The organism is Acinetobacter sp. FB (assembly GCF_056033405.1).
In genome coordinates, this window is the sequence record NZ_CM148502.1 from 1,362,033 (window position 1) to 1,380,268 (window position 18,236).

The window sequence follows — 18,236 nt, forward strand, 5'->3', positions numbered from 1 at the left end:
GTTGCTCCAGATGGGACAGTGGATATCTCCAATGCAGACAGTAACCTTGTGATCAGCAACACAGGTAATAATGTGGATATCCGCTTGGCGAACCAAGTGACGATTGGCTCAGGCACAGGCAGCAACCCAGTCACGATCAATGGTATGACAGGCCGAGTGAGTGGCTTAAGCAATACCACATGGGATCCAAACGGTATTTATAACAGCAAACAAGCGGCTACCGAAGAACAACTCAAATCAGTCAGTGACGTTGCACAGAATGCGAACCAAGGTTGGAACGTCAAATCAGACAACAGCTTAGCCTCAACCCAAGTCAAACCAACAGACACGGTAGATATTGGATTAAGCACAGGAGAAAACAACCTCAAAGCCACGGCAGTGAATGATGGTAAAGGCACGACCACGATTGATTTCAGTCTGAACCGAGACCTAGACATCGATACGGTGACAGCGGGTACAGGCAGCAACAAAACCATACTCAGTCAAACGGGTGTCAATATTGATAATGGCACGACCCAAACCCAACTACAAGCAGGCAAACTGGTGGTTAAGAATACGGCCAATACAGTAACTTTAGATGCGAGCAAAGGCACCCTTGAAGGATTAACCAATAAAGACACCAACAGTGCAGACTTCGCTACGCAAGGACGAGCAGCGACAGAAGAGCAACTCAAACAAATCCAAACAGGCTTAACCGACAGTGGCTTTGGCTTAACGGCAGCGGATGGCAATGCGGTACAGAAGAAACTTGGAGAGACGGTTGAAGTGGTGGGTGCAGACAGCAATATCACCACTAAGGTTGACCAAGGCAAAATTGCAATTGAGTTATCTAAAGATCTAGCAGTGAATAGCGTCAACGCTGGTGGTACGGTGATTAACAGTACAGGTCTCAGCTTTGTTGATGGCAGTGGCAATGTGGTTGCCAATAGCCCAAGCATCAGCAAGACTGGGATTAATGCAGGCAATAACAAGATCACCAACGTTGCCAAAGGCGATGTGAATTCGACCTCAACCGATGCAATCAATGGTAGTCAATTGTACGAAGTACAACAAACCGCGAATAAAGGTTGGAACCTCACTACCAATAAAGATGCATCGAGTAAGAGTAACGTTGCTCCAGATGGGACAGTGGATATCTCCAATGCAGACAGTAACCTTGTGATCAGCAACACAGGTAATAATGTGGATATCCGCTTGGCGAACCAAGTGACGATTGGCTCAGGCACAGGCAGCAACCCAGTCACGATCAATGGTATGACAGGCCGAGTGAGTGGCTTAAGCAATACCACATGGGATCCAAACGGTATTTATAACAGCAAACAAGCGGCTACCGAAGAACAACTCAAATCAGTCAGTGACGTTGCACAGAATGCGAACCAAGGTTGGAACGTCAAATCAGACAACAGCTTAGCCTCAACCCAAGTCAAACCAACAGACACGGTAGATATTGGATTAAGCACAGGAGAAAACAACCTCAAAGCCACGGCAGTGAATGATGGTAAAGGCACGACCACGATTGATTTCAGTCTGAACCGAGACCTAGACATCGATACGGTGACAGCGGGTACAGGCAGCAACAAAACCATACTCAGTCAAACGGGTGTCAATATTGATAATGGCACGACCCAAACCCAACTACAAGCAGGCAAACTGGTGGTTAAGAATACGGCCAATACAGTAACTTTAGATGCGAGCAAAGGCACCCTTGAAGGATTAACCAATAAAGACACTAACAGTGCAGACTTTGCGACACAAGGACGAGCAGCGACAGAAGAGCAACTCAAACAAATCCAAACAGGCTTAACCGACAGTGGCTTTGGCTTAACAGCAGCGGATGGCAATGCGGTACAGAAGAAACTTGGAGAGACGGTTGAAGTGGTAGGTGCAGACAGCAATATCACCACTAAGGTTGACCAAGGCAAAATTGCAATTGAGTTATCGAAAGATCTAGCAGTGAATAGCGTCAACGCTGGTGGTACGGTGATTAACAGTGCAGGTCTCAGCTTTGTTGATGGCAGTGGCAATATGGTTGCCAATAGCCCAAGTATCAGCAAGACTGGGATTAATGCAGGCAATAACAAGATCACCAACGTATCCAAAGGCGATGTGAATTCGACCTCAACCGATGCGATCAATGGTAGTCAATTGTACGAAGTACAACAAACCGCGAATAAAGGTTGGAACCTCACTACCAATAAAGATGCATCGAGTAAGAGTAACGTTGCTCCAGATGGGACAGTGGATATCTCCAATGCAGACAGTAACCTTGTGATCAGCAACACAGGTAATAATGTGGATATCCGCTTGGCGAACCAAGTGACGATTGGCTCAGGCACAGGCAGCAACCCAGTCACGATCAATGGTATGACAGGCCGAGTGAGTGGCTTAAGCAATACCACATGGGATCCAAACGGTATTTATAACAGCAAACAAGCGGCTACCGAAGAACAACTCAAATCAGTCAGTGACGTTGCACAGAATGCGAACCAAGGTTGGAACGTCAAATCAGACAACAGCTTAGCCTCAACCCAAGTCAAACCAACAGACACGGTAGATATTGGATTAAGCACAGGAGAAAACAACCTCAAAGCCACGGCAGTGAATGATGGTAAAGGCACGACCACGATTGATTTCAGTCTGAACCGAGACCTAGACATCGATACGGTGACAGCGGGTACAGGCAGCAACAAAACCATACTCAGTCAAACGGGTGTCAATATTGATAATGGCACGACCCAAACCCAACTACAAGCAGGCAAACTGGTGGTTAAGAATACGGCCAATACAGTAACTTTAGATGCGAGCAAAGGCACCCTTGAAGGATTAACCAATAAAGACACCAACAGTGCAGACTTCGCTACGCAAGGACGAGCAGCGACAGAAGAGCAACTCAAACAAATCCAAACAGGCTTAACCGACAGTGGCTTTGGCTTAACGGCAGCGGATGGCAATGCGGTACAGAAGAAACTTGGAGAGACGGTTGAAGTGGTGGGTGCAGACAGCAATATCACCACTAAGGTTGACCAAGGCAAAATTGCAATTGAGTTATCTAAAGATCTAGCAGTGAATAGCGTCAACGCTGGTGGTACGGTGATTAACAGTACAGGTCTCAGCTTTGTTGATGGCAGTGGCAATGTGGTTGCCAATAGCCCAAGCATCAGCAAGACTGGGATTAATGCAGGCAACAACAAGATCACCAACGTTGCCAAAGGCGATGTGAATTCGACCTCAACCGATGCGATCAATGGTAGTCAATTATTTGCAGTGGGTGATGGTGTAAAAAATATCATTGGTGGTACAACCACGTATGATCCGAACACAGGTAAATTTACTAATAATAATATTGGTAATACAGGCGAAAGCACCATCCATGATGCAATCAAATCAATTAATGATACCGCGCAAAATGCCAATAAAGGTTGGAATTTAACCACTAATGGTCAAAACTCTAGCCAAGTAAAACCAACTGATACTGTTGATTTTGCAAATAAAGATGGAAATATCAAAGTCAACAATACGGGTAACAATGTCACGATTGATCTCGCAAAAGATATTAAAGTTGATAGTGTTCAAGCAGGTAATACAACGATTAATAACAATGGATTAACGATTAAAGATGGTCCAAACGTTACACAGGCGGGTATTGATGCAGGCAATAAGAAAATTACCAACGTCGCTGAAGGTAGTATTGCTCAAAACAGTAAAGATGCAGTAAATGGTAGCCAATTACACAATATGTTGGGTGATGGTGCATTTGTTGGCGGAGATGGAAGTACGATCGTTAATATTGGTGGTACTGGTGAAACCAATATCAATGATGCGATTAAGTCGATTAATCAAAAAGCAGGCCAGCATACTACAGTGAAAGCTGGTCAAAATATGACGGTAGTAGCAAGTACAAACAGTACAGGAGGTACAGAATATACAGTTGCCACGGCTGATGATGTGACTTTCAAAAATGTGACTGCTCAGAATATAAAAGCTGATAACGTTACGGTCGGAGATGTTCAAATTACTAAAGCTGGCATTAATGCTGGAAATAAAGTAATTACAAATGTTTCTGATGGTGCCGTAAACAGCACATCAAAAGAGGCAGTTAATGGATCTCAGCTCAATACATCAAATCAATACATTACATCGTCTTTAGGTGGAGGGGCCAAATATGAAAATGGTAAGTTCACACCACCTACATATAATGTAAATAATGGTTCATACAATAATGTTGGCGATGCTCTAGGTGCTCTTAATCAGGCAAATATCGATTTAGGTAATAAAATCGAACAAGTGTTTTATAACACAAATAATCGTATTGATAGCCTAGAAGAAAAAATGTCTGCAGGTATTGCTGCAAATGCCGCGCTTGAGCAAGCACCATATGTGCCTGGGAAAGTCTCTTTAGCTGTAGGGGCAGGTTATTATAATAGCCAAAATGCAGTTGGCGTAACACTCAGGAAAACGGCGGATAATGGTCGTTGGTCACTTACAAGTGGTGCTGCAATTGGTAGTCAAGGTGGTGCTCTGGTTCGAGTTGGTATAAGTACTGTACTCGATTAAAAATAAAACAAAGAAAAGGAGAGTTTTAGCTCTCCTTACCGAATTCAAAATAATACGGAGTACAAAAATGAAAAATAACTTTTTATTAATCATGACTACTTTTCTAATTGGATTTTGTTCAGTTCAAATATATGCAGCACAAGTCGAGCAAAATTCAAACGCTGAGATCAAATTTCCAAGAGTAGACAAAAGCTATTTAAAGCAAGTCAAGCGTTATGAGCTTGATAATGTTGCACGATTAGATACAGGTTTAACCAAAGATCAGATTCGTCATTTATTAGGCAATCCACAATTTAGTGAAGGTTTGTTTGCAGTAAGAACTTGGAATTATGTATTAGATATACGTATTCCTAAAACACAAAGATATGAACGTTGCCAACTTAGAATTGATTTTGATCAAAAATATATTTCTGAACGACTATCTTGGAAAGGCGAAGCATGTGAAGGTTTACTGACTTGGGGTGGAAATAATCAATTACCCGACAAACCTGTGGTTGTAACTGCACCAGTCATTAAATCTGCGAGTGTATTTTTTGCGTTTGATCGTTTTGATGAAAATGCAATTGAAACTGGTGGTAATTCAATTAATGAAATTGCCCAAAAAATTAAGGTGGATAATAGCAATACCCCCATTATTGTTGCAGGCTTTACTGATCCCCTAGGAAAATTTGCATATAACCATCGATTATCTTCGCAGCGAGCGAATACTGTTGCTAAACTCTTGGTAGCCAAAGGGGTTGATGAAAAACGTATTCAAATTCAAGCAAATAGTCAAACTGATGTTTATCAGCAGTGTTCTGGGGATAATCGAGATCAGCAACTAATAGGGTGTCTTGCGCCAAATCGTAGAGTAAATGTGAGTTGGTAATATTTTAAAAAGCATTTTCTATGTTCAGGAAATGCTTTTTTTATAAATTAAATGACTTGACGCAAGTCGCGAGCAGTTTCAAGAAGTAAAGGTAAAATGTGAGTAATTAAATAGTCTTTTGTGGTACGCATAGTGGGGGATACAATATTCAATGCGGCAACGACTGTTGCATTTGAATCGTAAATTGGAACAGCGACCGCATGTACACCTAGTTCGTGTTCTTCACACGAATAGCACCAATCTTGTTCTTTAATTTCATGTAATAGTGAAAGGAAAACTTCACTATCCGTATGCGTATATTTAGTTAAACGTTTTAAAGGATATTGTTCTAACCACTGTTTTTGTTCTTCGGCATTTAGATGTGCCAATAATATTTTACCTGCTGAAGTTGCATGTGCGGGAAGGCGATTGCCTAAATGTAATCCATAAGGATTGACTCGATCTGTTTGTTGATGTGCTGCACTACGTGCAATCGTAATCGCTTCATAGCCATCTAGAACCATAACAGAATAAATCAGAGAGGTTTGATTAGTAAGTAAATTGAGCAATGGCTGACAAATTTTAGGTAAAGGAGAGCCATCTAAATAAGCACCTGAAAACTTTAGAATTTTAGGGGATAAATAATAATAATGACCATCAAAATCTAAATACCCTAAATATTCTAAGGTGAGTAAATGACGTCGTGCTGCTGCACGAGTCAACCCTGTTTTTTCTGCTGCCGTACTAATATTAAGCCGATGTCGATCTGGTCCAAAACATTCTAAAATACTTAAACCTTTAGCGATGCCCGCAATATAGTCTTCATGTCGAATGATTTTTTTGTTCTCAGTATGATGAATCAAGCGAAGACTTTTCTCTTGTAAATTTTCCATAATTTCGATTTCCATCCCGCATCTATTTTCTAAACATTATTTTAATCTAAAGAAGACTATTTTACTTGGATAATGTTCGATCATCGAACATGAATAATAATCATCGAACAAAATACACTTTGAAGCATAGAACTAAGATCAAAATTTATCAAAAATAAATAGAAGAAATCCGAACAAAACACTCAGCTTAATTTCATCGGTTTTCAGGATGAAGATTGAGTGGTTCATAGTACAGGAAGTAGTCAGATGATTGATAAAAGTTCAAGCTCATTAACTGAAGCCCTCAGCCAAATCAGGGATGGCTCCACCATCATGATTGGTGGCTTCGGAACCGCAGGACAACCCGCAGAACTCATCGATGGTCTGATTGAACTCGGGGTTAAAGACCTTGTCATCGTCAATAATAATGCAGGTAATGGTGACTATGGTCTTGCCAAACTCCTAAAAACAGGTGCAGTCCGTAAAATCATTTGTTCTTTCCCTCGTCAGTCAGATTCATGGGTGTTCGATGAACTCTACCATGCAGGCAAAATCGAATTAGAACTCGTCCCACAAGGCAATCTCGCTTGCCGTATCCAAGCCGCAGGTATGGGCTTAGGTGCTGTATTTACACCGACTGGCTTTGGAACATTATTGGCAGAAGGCAAAGAAACCCGTCATATCGAGGGTAAAGACTACGTTCTTGAATATCCAATCAAAGCTGACTTTGCCTTGATCAAAGCCTACAAAGGCGATCGTTGGGGCAATTTAGTTTTTAATAAATCGGCACGTAACTTTGGACCGATCATGGCCATGGCTGCAGATGTCACCATCGCTCAAGTCTCTGAAGTAGTTGAACTCGGTCAGCTTGATCCTGAACACATTATTACCCCAGGGATTTTTGTCCAGCATGTGGTTGCTGTTAAAGCAACATCACCTGTCGCTGCGCAATAAGGAGAATAACAATGAGCTATCAAAAACTCAGCCGTGACCAAATTGCAGAACGTGTTGCACAAGATATTCCTGATGGTGCCTATGTCAATTTAGGTATTGGCTTACCAACTAAAATTTCAAATTATTTACCAGCCGATAAAGATGTCTTTCTGCATTCTGAAAATGGTTTGTTGGCGTTTGGTCCTCCACCGGCCAAAGGTGAAGAAGATCCTGAGCTTATTAATGCAGGTAAAGAGTATGTGACCATGCTCACAGGTGGAAGCTTTTTCCATCATGGGGATTCCTTTGCCATGATGCGCGGTGGTCATTTAGATATTGCGGTACTCGGTGCATTCCAAGTCGCAGCCAACGGTGATCTTGCCAATTGGCATACAGGTGCAGCCGATGCAATTCCTGCTGTGGGTGGTGCAATGGACTTAGCTGTAGGTGCAAAGAAAGTCTTTATCACGACCGATCATGTCACCAAACAAGGCGAACCGAAGATTGTTGAAGCACTATCTTATCCTGCAACGGGTCTGAAATGTGTCGATCGTATCTATACCGATCTGTGTGTGATTGATGTGACCACAGAAGGTTTAAAAGTGATTGAGAAAGTGGATGGTCTGAGCTTTGAGGAGCTACAAGCGTTGACGGGTGCTCAATTGATTGATGCGACACAGGCTAAAGGATAAGCGACATGACCACGAGTTTAAAAAATGCATACATCATTGATGCGATTCGTACACCTTTTGGACGTTATGCAGGTGGTTTAGCCGCTGTCCGTGCAGATGATCTCGGTGCTGTTCCGATTCAAGCTTTAATGCAACGAAATCCAACTGTGGATTGGCAACAAGTGGATGATGTGATCTATGGTTGTGCCAATCAAGCGGGTGAAGACAATCGTAATGTCGGTCGTATGTCAGCTCTACTCGCAGGTTTGCCATATCAAGTCCCTGCAACTACAGTAAACCGTCTTTGTGGTTCATCTCTAGATGCAATTGCGATGGCCGCACGTGCGATTAAAGCAGGTGAAGCAAATCTGATTATTGCCGGTGGTGTCGAGAGTATGAGCCGTGCACCATATGTGATGGGTAAATCAGATAGTACTTTTGGGCGTAGTCAAAAAATTGAAGACACCACCATGGGTTGGCGTTTTATCAATCCAAAACTGAAAGAAATCTATGGTGTAGACACCATGCCGCAGACTGCGGAGAACGTGGCAGAACAATTTAATATCAATCGTATTGATCAAGACAAGTTTGCCTTGGTGAGCCAACAACGTACAGCAGCAGCGCAAGCCAAAGGCTTTTTTAAACAAGAAATCGTTGCTGTCAGCATTCCACAACGTAAAGGTGATCCGATCGTTGTAGATACGGATGAACATCCACGTGCATCCACCACGATTGAAGCATTAACGAAACTCAAAGGTGTGGTGAAAGCAGAAGGTACCGTTACTGCGGGTAATGCTTCAGGTATTAACGATGGTGCAGCAGCACTATTGATTGCCTCAGATGAGGCAGTTGCTCAATATCAACTTAAGCCTCGTGCCAAAATCATTGCAGCCACTACGGTGGGTGTTGAACCCCGCATTATGGGTTTTGCCCCTGCACCTGCAATCAAAAAGTTACTCAAACAAGCCAATCTGACATTAGAACAGATGGATGTGATTGAGTTGAACGAAGCCTTTGCAGCTCAAGCGTTAGCAGTGACTCGTGATTTAGGGTTAGCGGATGATGATGTTCGTATCAATCCGAATGGTGGTGCGATCGCTTTAGGTCATCCACTCGGTGCATCGGGTGCGAGATTAGTGACGACGGCTTTGAATCAACTTGAACAGATTCAAGGGCAATATGCGTTGTGTTCGATGTGTATCGGTGTGGGACAAGGCATCGCTCTCATTATTCAACGGGTTGGGTGAGGTCTATCATGAGCCAGTTATACGCCAGCTTATTTTATCAGCCTGATGTCACTACCATTTTTAGTGATCGTGCTTTATTGGATTATATGATCCAAGCAGAAGTTGCTTTGGCTAAAGCTCAGGCACAACTAAATGTAATTCCTACATCTACTGCCACGATTATCGAGCAGGTTGGGCAGAATGCCTTAGCAGAAATTGATTTTGATGGTTTGGCTGTTGCAACTAGTTTAGCTGGGAATATTGCGATTCCCTTTGTGAAACAATTCACCGCGATTGTTAAACAACAGAATGAAGATGCTGCTCGTTATGTGCACTGGGGCGCAACCAGTCAGGATATCATTGATACGGCAATGATTTTGCAATGTCGTGATGCGTTGGTATTGATTGAAAAGCAACTTCAATTTTCATATCAAATTTCACTTAAACAAGCTGAATATTACCGTGACCAAGTGATGATTGGGCGAACATGGTTACAGCAAGCGTTGCCGATTACCTTAGGGCATAAATTTGCACGTTATGCAGCTGCATTGAAGCGTGATATTGATCGTTTGCAAGCAATGAAAACACGTGTGTTGACTGCACAACTCGGTGGTGCAGTGGGTTCATTGGCATCTTTGCAAAATCAAGGTTCTGCTGTCGTTCAAGCCTTTGCGATTGAATTAAAACTGACTACACCTGAATGTACATGGCATGGTGAGCGTGATCGTATCGTTGAGATTGCGAGTGTGCTTGCGATTATTGTTGGCAACTTAGGCAAGATCGCATGTGATTGGTCATTACTCATGCAAACAGAGATTGCTGAAGTTTTTGAGCCAACGGCAAAAGGTCGGGGTGGTTCATCTACCATGCCACATAAGCGTAACCCCGTTGCAGCCGCTTCAATTCTTGCAGCGGCAAATCGTGTACCTGCACTGATGGCAAGTGTCTATCAAAGTATGGTGCAAGAGCATGAACGTGCTTTAGGTGCTTGGCATGCGGAATGGTTAGCGATTCCTGAGATTTTCCAGTTATGTGCAGGCGCATTAGAGCGTGCAAATGATGTGCTAGAAAATATGCAAGTCAATCCTGAAGCAATGCAGCGCAATCTTGAATGTACAGATGGTTTGATTATGGCTGAAGCGATGATGATGGCGCTTGCAAGCAAAATTGGGCGCTTAAATGCACACCATGTGGTTGAGCAAGCATGTCAGCAGGCAGTCGAACAACGAACTCATTTAAAAAATATTTTATCTCAATTAGATGAAGTTAAAGATCACTTCACCACATCTGATTTAGACGCACTTTTTAAACCTGAGTCCTATTTGGGCAATATCCAAGCGCAAATTGATGCAGTTTTGCAAGCAGTTCAAGGAGAGTCGAAATGATGATCAATATTCATAATCGTCAAGGATATCAACTTGCAGTGCAATTACAAGGCCTAAAAGATGCACCTGTCATTATCTTTTCCAATTCACTTGGGACTGATCATGTGATGTGGCAAGCGCAAGTTGCAGCCTTCACAGAACAGTATCAGGTTGTGACTTACGATACGCGTGGTCATGGTGCGAGTAATGTGATCGCTAGCAGCACATTGCAAAATCTTGCTGAAGATGTGGTGGATATCTTAGATGCCCTAAATATTGACAAAGCCCATTTTTGTGGAATATCAATGGGTGGTATTACTGGATTGTATTTAGCGATCCATCATACTGACCGATTCCTAAGCGTTACGATCGCAAACTCTGCTGCAAAAATTGGAACTGTTGAAGCATGGAACAGTCGCGCAGCTAGCGTACAACAAAATGGCTTAGCTGAGCTTGTTAAAACGACTCACACACGTTGGTTTAGTGAGCATTTTGATTACGTCCATGATGTATTAGCTCAAAAAACCATTCAAAGCTTGTCTATAACGCCTTCACAAGGCTATGCAAATGCATGTCGAGCTTTGGCAGATGCAGATTTACGAGATCAACTTCAACACATTCAAATTCCCACTTTAATTATTGCAGGTCAGTTTGACCCTGTAACGACGGTTAAAGATGCAGAGTTTATGTATTTATCAATTTCAAACAGTCAGCTCGAAATTTTGGCAGCTTCGCATCTATCAAATATTGAGCAACCACAAGTGTTTAACCAAACATTGACCAAGTTTATTCAAAAGATATAACCGAACAGGGTTAGAAAGGAATTCGCCTACAAGGAGGCAACTATGGCACAGGAATTTGCTGCCCAAAAAAGCAGTGTGGATGCTCAGTCACTCATCAATGATGCACCCATTAGTAAGTATCAATGGATGATTGCAATCATTTGTTTTCTCATTGTATTCGTTGATGGGATCGACACTGCAGCAATGGGCTTTATTGCACCTGCATTGGCGCAAGATTGGGGAATTGATCGTTCTCAGCTTGGACCAGTCATGAGTGCTGCACTTGGCGGCATGATTATTGGTGCATTGGTATCAGGTCCAACAGCAGATCGTTTCGGACGGAAAATTGTTTTAACCATTTCGATGCTGGTTTTTGGTGGTTTCACTTTGGCATCAGCCTATGCAACCAACTTAGACAGTTTGGTTGTATTGCGATTTCTGACAGGGATTGGGCTTGGTGCGGCAATGCCAAATGCCACCACGTTATTCTCTGAATATTGTCCAAATCGGATTCGTTCGCTACTGATCACTTGTATGTTTTGTGGCTATAACTTGGGTATGGCAACAGGTGGTTTTATCAGTAGTTGGTTAATCCCAACTTTTGGATGGCACAGCTTGTTTTTATTAGGCGGTTGGTCGCCACTCATTTTAATGCTTTTGGTGATTTTCTGCTTACCTGAGTCATATCGATTTTTGATTGTAAAAGGTAAAAACCCAGAAAAGGTTCGCAAAATTCTAAGTCATATTGCACCTGAAAAAGTACACGGCATAACCGAGTTTCATATTCCTGAAGAACAATCGGCTGTGGCTGAAAAGAAAAATGTGTTTGGTATGTTGTTCTCAAAACAGTATGCAAAAGGCACGATTTTATTGTGGTCGACCTATTTCATGGGTTTGGTGGTGATTTATCTGCTGACCAGTTGGTTACCAACTTTGATGCGTGAAACAGGCGCAACCATGGAGCGTGCAGCATTTATCGGTGGTTTATTTCAATTCGGTGGTGTACTCAGCGCGTTATTTATTGGGTGGGCAATGGATCGTTTCAATCCAAATCGCATCATTTCAGCTTTCTACTTTATTGCAGGTTTATTTGCAGTTGCCGTTGGTCAAAGTCTCAATAATCCAACCTTATTGGCATTGCTCGTGCTATGCGCAGGTATTGCGATCAACGGTGCTCAGTCTTCGATGCCAGCCTTAAGTGCTCGCTTTTATCCAACGCAATGTCGTGCAACGGGTATTTCTTGGATGACAGGAATTGGTCGATTCGGCGCAGTGTTTGGTGCTTGGATTGGTGCAGTTTTGTTAGGCAATGATTGGTCTTTCACAGCGATTCTCAGCTTACTGATGATTCCAGCAACGGCTGCTGCGGTGGCGATTTTTGTTAAATCTCTAGTTGCGCATACAGATGCGACCTAACTTTCATAATCAGGGACAACGTCAATGAATGATGAACAACGTTATCAACAAGGGCTAAAAGTTCGGACTGAAGTACTTGGTGAAAAACATGTCGGGCGTTCTTTAGAGAACCTGAATGACTTTAACCAAGATTTTCAAAACTTTATTAGTCGATTTGCTTGGGGTGAAGTGTGGTCACGTGAAGGTTTACCACGTCATACCCGTAGCTTAGTCACCATTGCTATTTTGTTGGCATTGGGGCGAGAAGATGAACTCAGAATGCATTTACGTGCTTGTTTTAACAACGGTGTAACTAAGGATGAACTCAAAGAACTGATTTTACATAGTTCCTTGTATGCCGGTTTACCTGCTGCAAATGCCGCAATGCATATGGCAGAAGAGGTATTCAAAGAACTTGGAATAGATGTGCAACCCGTTTCGGCACAAGCACAGGATTAAGGAGACAGGCATGTTAATTCATACATTGGGTGCATATGCACAACGTAATACGGATGATCATCCGCCAGCATATACACCAGGCTATAAAACCAGTGTGCTACGTTCGCCAAAAAATGCATTGATTTCAATCAACGAAACTTTGACGGAAGTGACGTCACCCCATTTTTCACCGAATCTTTTTGGCCCAAAAGACAATGATTTGATTCTGAACTATGCCAAAGATGGTTTACCTGTTGGTGAGCGTATCATTGTGCATGGTTATGTGCGTGATCAATTTGGTCGTCCTGTTAAAAATGCCTTATTAGAAGTATGGCAAGCCAATGCGTCAGGTCGTTATCGACACCCGAATGATAAGTTTATCGGTGCGATGGACCCTAACTTTGGTGGTTGTGGTCGTACGCTCACCGATGAAAATGGTTTCTTTATTTTCCGTACCATTAAACCAGGTCCATATCCGTGGCGTAACCGTATCAATGAATGGCGTCCAGCGCACGTTCATTTTTCTTTGATCGCTGATGGCTGGGCACAGCGCTTGATTTCGCAATTCTACTTTGAAGGCGATACTTTAATTGATTCTTGCCCAATTTTAAAAACGATTCCATCTGAAGATCAACGTCGTGCCTTGATTGCATTGGAAGATAAAAATAATTTCATTGAAGCTGACAGCCGTTGTTACCGCTTTGATATTCATCTTCGTGGTCGTCGTGCGACTTATTTTGAAAATGATTTGACTTAAGGGAGTAACACAATGAACGCGTGGAATTTTCAGGAATTGAAAGAAACCCCATCACAAACAGGTGGCCCTTATGTACATATTGGTTTGTTACCTCAGCAAGCCAATATTGAGGTGTTTGAACACAATTTTAACAATCAGTTGGTGAGTGAAAAAACGCAAGGTCAACGTATTCGCCTTGAAGGACAAGTATTTGATGGACTTGGCTTGCCATTACGAGATGTGTTGTTAGAAATCTGGCAAGCCGATGCCAATGGTGTTTACCCAAGTCAAGCTGATACTCAAGGCAAAACAGTTGATCCAAACTTCCTAGGTTGGGGGCGTACTGGTGCAAATTTTGAAACTGGTTTTTGGAGTTTCAATACGATTAAACCGGGTGCTGTTGCTGGACGTAAAGGCTCTACTCAAGCACCACATATTGCAGTCGTACTTTTTGCTCGTGGGATCAACATCGGTTTAAACACGCGTATCTACTTTGATGATGAAATTGAAGCAAATGCCAATGATCCAGTTCTAAACAGTATTGAATGGGCGACACGTCGTCAAACCTTAATTGCCAAACGCACAGAAGTGGATGGTGAAGTGGTGTATCGCTTTGATATTCGCATTCAGGGCGAATATGAAACTGTTTTTTTTGATATTTAAATTTTAAGTGCATAACGAATGATTGCTTGCTCTTGGGAAAGACAGGCAATCCATTAAGGAAGATGATGATGAAAATGAAAACACTGGCAGCATTAACACTGCTTGTTAGCCCTTTATTTACGGTTCAAATGGTACAAGCCCAAGAAAATGTTCAAAAAAAGATTGAACTTTCAGCACTGGCACAACTCCCTGTTAAAACAATTGTACCCATTACTGCAAAAACTAAAGAACAAGCGATCGCTCAAGCAAAAGTGATTGCTGCCAATCAAGATGCTGATTTAGCAGAGTTTCGGATTGATTTATTAGATTTTGCTGCTGATAGCAAACAAGTGATTGCATTAGGACATGAATTAAAAAATGTTCTAGGCGATAAACCGATGATTGCAACCATTCGCACTCACAACGAGGGTGGAAAACTGACCATTAGTGATGCTGATTATGGCAAGACCTATCAAGCTTATTTAAAACAGCCTTTTATGGACATGTTGGATGTAGAAATGTTTCGCAATCAGCAGGTGGTTAAAAATACAGTCAAATTGGCGCATGACAAAAAAGTATTAATTGTGATGTCAAATCACGATTTTCAGAAGACTCCAAGTGAAGATGAAATTGTGAAGCGCCTTCTTAAACAGGATGAGCTTGGTGCTGATATTTTAAAAATCGCAGTGATGCCACAAAGCAAACAAGATGTTTTCACTTTGATGAATGCGACTTTAAAAGTCAGCCAACAATCTAAAAAACCATTGTTGACCATGTCGATGGGTAAGTTAGGCACAATTTCAAGAATTGCAACTGCAAATATGGGCGGTAGCTTTAGCTTCGGCATGATTGGTGAAGCATCGGCACCTGGTCAAATTGATGTGACCCAACTCAAACAGTTGTTAAAAACAGTTCAACCAACACAATAATTGAAAAAAGGATTTTAAAAATGAAAGTTGTTTCTTTGCGTTTAAGTGCGCTTGCAATCGGTTTAGCAGTATCAAGTTTGGCAGTAGCTGAAACTTATGTGGTTGATCGTTATCAGGATGATTCTGAAAAAGGTTCTCTTCGTTGGGCAATTGAACAAGCCAATACCAAACCAACGGAAGCCAGTGAAATTTTGATTCAAGCAGTTGGTCAAGCACCGTATGCAATCAAGGTCAATAGCCCACTTCCTGAAATTAAAGCACCTGTCAAAATCATCGGTACACAATGGGCAAAAACAGGTGAGTTTGTCGCAGTAGATGGTTCAAATTATATTAAAGGTCGTGGTGTTGAGGCGTGTCCGGGAGCGGTAGAAGGGCAGTTTGGAACCAATGTGCGTACCACGACTTTACCGGGTATTGTTTTACGTGACATTAATGGTGTGACCATTCAAGGTTTAGAAATTCGTCATTTTTGTATCGGTATCTTGATGAATCGTGCCAGCAACAACTTGATTCAGCATAACCGCATTATGCACAACTATGGCGGTGCAGGTGTGATGTTGACGGGTGACGATGGCAAAGGTAATCCAACAGCAACCACCACCAATAACAACAAGGTTTTAGACAATTATTTCCAAGACAATGGCGATGGTTTGGAATTAACTCGCGGAGCTGCGTTTAATCTCGTTGCCAACAACCATTTTATTTCAACTTCCGCAAATCCAGAGCCATCACAAGGCATTGAGATTCTGTGGGGGAATGATAATGCTGTGGTCGGTAACAAATTTGAAAATTATTCAGATGGTTTGCAGATTAACTGGGGCAAACGCAACTATATCGCTTATAACGAACTAACCAATAACTCGAATGGTTTTAATCTAACGGGTGATGGCAATATCTTCGATAGCAATAAAGTGCATGGCAATCGAGTGGGAATCGCCATTCGTTCTGAAAAAGATGCCAATGCCCATATCACCCTAACCAAGAACCAAATTTGGAATAATGGCAAAGACATCAAACGTTGTGAAGCAGGCGGAAGTTGTGTTCCGAACCAACGTTTAGGTGCGATTATTTTTGATATTCCAGGTTTAGAGCATGCACATTTTGTCGGTTCTCGTGGGCATGGTGTAAAGATTGATCCAGTCAAACTACAAAAAACTTGCCAACAACCGAATGAGCAAGGCTGTAATCCCCAACCGAATCAGGGCATACAAGCACCGACATTGAGCCTATTTAAGGGTCAAATTGCTGTTGAGATAAAAGGACAACCACATCAGCGTTATCAAGTTGAATTGTTTGGAAACTCATCAGCAAATGCAAATGAAGCCGAATTTTATTTAGCTTCGGTTGTAGCTGTGACCAATGCAGAGGGTATTGCAAAAGTTGCTTATAAGCCAACATCAAAAGTAGCAAGTGTGACCGCAAACGTTACAGATCATTTAGGTGCGACTTCTGAACTCAGCTCAGCAGTAAAATTTAAATAGAAGCATGGAGGCTTTGATATGAGTGCAAAAACTTTAATGATCAAAATGAGTTGTTTGGCGATTGCGATCTGTGCAGCCCAACATAGCTTCGCTGACCAAAATCAAGCTTGGTCTCAAGATCGTCAATGGTTACTAGGTGATTGGAATGGACAACGTCAACAGTTAGAAAAAGACGGTTATAAATTTACCGCAGCGATTATGAGTCAATCAGCCACCAATTTAGATGGTGGCTATAACGATGACAATGCCTTTAAAAATGCGGCGCAATTATCTTTAGGTGCAAATTTTGACTTAGAAAAAATTGCAGGCTGGAAAGATACCACTGCTAACATCTTAATCACGAAACGCGATGGTAATGCCTTAACTTTGGATCGTATTAAAGATCCACGTTCAAGTGCTTTGGGAAATAGTCAAGAAATCTATGGACGCGGCAAAATATGGCGCTTAACGCAAGCTTGGGTCAAAAAAGGTTTCGCGGATAACACGGTTCAATTCAAGATTGGTCGAATGGGGATGTCTGATGACTTCAATAGTTCCCAATGTGAATTTCAAAACTTATTGTTATGCGGTGGTCAACTCGGAAAATCGATTGGTTCGATTTGGTATAACTTACCTGTAGGTCTATGGGGTACCAATGTCAAATATCAATTTGCACCAGAATGGACGCTTGGTGTAGGTGTCTACGAGGTGAATCCTGACAACGTTAAAACTGGAAAAAATGATGGTTTTAACTTGGATATGGACAATGTCAAAGGTGCAACAATTCCTGTTGAATTGGCTTGGCGACCTAAATTAGCAGTATTTGACGGCTTGGCTGGTGAATATAAGGTAGGAGCATTGTATTCAACAGCAGAAGCGAATGATATTGCCACTGTAGGTAAAGTCCACAATAGCAAACATAGTTTTTGGCTGAATGCACAACAACAATTAAGCAAAAAAGGAAATGATCCCAAACGTGGTTTATATGTCAGCTTTAATGCAGTTGTAAATGATAAAGAAACGACGGCAGTACAAAGTACACAACAACTCGCACTGTGGTACAAGGGACCATTTGATAGTCGTCCAAATGATTCAATTAGTTTTGGTATTGCAAATTATTCAGTCAATGATCGTTATACCGATCGTCAAATTGCAACCAATACCAGTCGTGGCTATGACGAATATGATGCACTTGCGGCAGATTATGTTCCCGTACAACGTGATGAGCTCAATGTTGAGCTGAACTATACCTATCAATGGTCACCTGCGATCATGCTCAGACCAAATCTACAATATATTCATCAGCCTGCGGGTGTTAAAGAAGTCGATGATGCGTGGGTTGCAGGTTTAAGTATGCGCGTGAATTTCTAATATAGGAGTATGACGT

15 protein-coding genes are annotated in these 18,236 nt (G+C 42.1%); 14 read left to right on the top strand and 1 reads right to left on the bottom strand.

Features of this window, described 5'->3' with window-relative positions:
- Positions 1-156 precede the first annotated feature (156 nt).
- Complete coding sequence (locus tag AC0JIQ_RS06335; protein ID WP_474203232.1) at positions 157-4,554, top strand: YadA-like family protein; 4,398 nt, start codon at positions 157-159, stop codon at positions 4,552-4,554.
- Positions 4,555-4,621: 67 nt separating this feature from the next.
- On the top strand, positions 4,622-5,422 hold the full coding sequence (gene tpgA / locus AC0JIQ_RS06340) for a trimeric autotransporter adhesin/peptidogylcan-associated protein TpgA (RefSeq protein WP_474202996.1): 801 nt from the start codon (positions 4,622-4,624) through the stop codon (positions 5,420-5,422).
- Positions 5,423-5,469: 47 nt separating this feature from the next.
- Here tpgA and pcaU read toward each other — a convergent pair whose 3' ends face one another.
- On the bottom strand, positions 5,470-6,294 hold the full coding sequence (pcaU, locus tag AC0JIQ_RS06345; protein WP_474202997.1) for an IclR family transcriptional regulator PcaU: 825 nt from the start codon (positions 6,292-6,294) through the stop codon (positions 5,470-5,472).
- 246 nt (positions 6,295-6,540) lie between these two features.
- Here pcaU and AC0JIQ_RS06350 point away from each other — a divergent pair, with 246 nt between their 5' ends.
- From AC0JIQ_RS06350 to AC0JIQ_RS06405, 12 genes are all read left to right on the top strand, one after another.
- On the top strand, positions 6,541-7,227 hold the full coding sequence (locus AC0JIQ_RS06350) for a 3-oxoacid CoA-transferase subunit A (RefSeq protein ID WP_474202998.1): 687 nt from the start codon (positions 6,541-6,543) through the stop codon (positions 7,225-7,227).
- An 11-nt stretch (positions 7,228-7,238) separates the two neighbouring features.
- A complete protein-coding gene (locus AC0JIQ_RS06355) occupies positions 7,239-7,898 on the top strand; it encodes a 3-oxoacid CoA-transferase subunit B (RefSeq protein WP_250749864.1) in 660 nt (219 codons plus the stop codon).
- Positions 7,899-7,903: 5 nt separating this feature from the next.
- Positions 7,904-9,124 (top strand): 3-oxoadipyl-CoA thiolase, encoded by a 1,221-nt coding sequence (pcaF, locus tag AC0JIQ_RS06360; protein WP_474202999.1) that lies wholly within the window; start codon positions 7,904-7,906, stop codon positions 9,122-9,124.
- 8 nt (positions 9,125-9,132) lie between these two features.
- Complete coding sequence (gene pcaB / locus AC0JIQ_RS06365; protein WP_474203000.1) at positions 9,133-10,488, top strand: 3-carboxy-cis,cis-muconate cycloisomerase; 1,356 nt, start codon at positions 9,133-9,135, stop codon at positions 10,486-10,488.
- Positions 10,485-11,270 (top strand): 3-oxoadipate enol-lactonase, encoded by a 786-nt coding sequence (gene pcaD / locus AC0JIQ_RS06370; RefSeq protein ID WP_474203001.1) that lies wholly within the window; start codon positions 10,485-10,487, stop codon positions 11,268-11,270. Before pcaB ends, pcaD begins: the two co-directional genes overlap by 4 nt.
- Positions 11,271-11,312: 42 nt before the next feature.
- Complete coding sequence (gene pcaK, locus AC0JIQ_RS06375) at positions 11,313-12,665, top strand: 4-hydroxybenzoate transporter PcaK (protein ID WP_474203002.1); 1,353 nt, start codon at positions 11,313-11,315, stop codon at positions 12,663-12,665.
- Positions 12,666-12,689: 24 nt separating this feature from the next.
- On the top strand, positions 12,690-13,103 hold the full coding sequence (gene pcaC, locus AC0JIQ_RS06380; RefSeq protein ID WP_050040213.1) for a 4-carboxymuconolactone decarboxylase: 414 nt from the start codon (positions 12,690-12,692) through the stop codon (positions 13,101-13,103).
- 10 nt (positions 13,104-13,113) lie between these two features.
- The gene (gene pcaH, locus AC0JIQ_RS06385) at positions 13,114-13,839 is read left to right on the top strand and encodes a protocatechuate 3,4-dioxygenase subunit beta (protein ID WP_474203003.1); all 726 of its coding nucleotides are present in this window, start codon (positions 13,114-13,116) and stop codon (positions 13,837-13,839) included.
- Between the two features lie 12 nt (positions 13,840-13,851).
- Positions 13,852-14,481, top strand: coding sequence for a protocatechuate 3,4-dioxygenase subunit alpha (pcaG, locus tag AC0JIQ_RS06390; protein ID WP_474203004.1), 630 nt, complete (start codon positions 13,852-13,854; stop codon positions 14,479-14,481).
- Between the two features lie 68 nt (positions 14,482-14,549).
- Complete coding sequence (aroD, locus tag AC0JIQ_RS06395; protein ID WP_474203005.1) at positions 14,550-15,389, top strand: type I 3-dehydroquinate dehydratase; 840 nt, start codon at positions 14,550-14,552, stop codon at positions 15,387-15,389.
- A gap of 20 nt (positions 15,390-15,409) precedes the next feature.
- Positions 15,410-16,870 carry a right-handed parallel beta-helix repeat-containing protein gene (locus AC0JIQ_RS06400; RefSeq protein WP_474203006.1) on the top strand — a complete coding sequence of 487 codons (1,461 nt, stop codon included), beginning with the start codon at positions 15,410-15,412 and terminating at the stop codon, positions 16,868-16,870.
- An 18-nt stretch (positions 16,871-16,888) separates the two neighbouring features.
- Entirely contained in the window at positions 16,889-18,220 is a 1,332-nt protein-coding gene (locus AC0JIQ_RS06405; protein WP_474203007.1) for a carbohydrate porin, read from the top strand.
- Positions 18,221-18,236 lie beyond the last annotated feature (16 nt).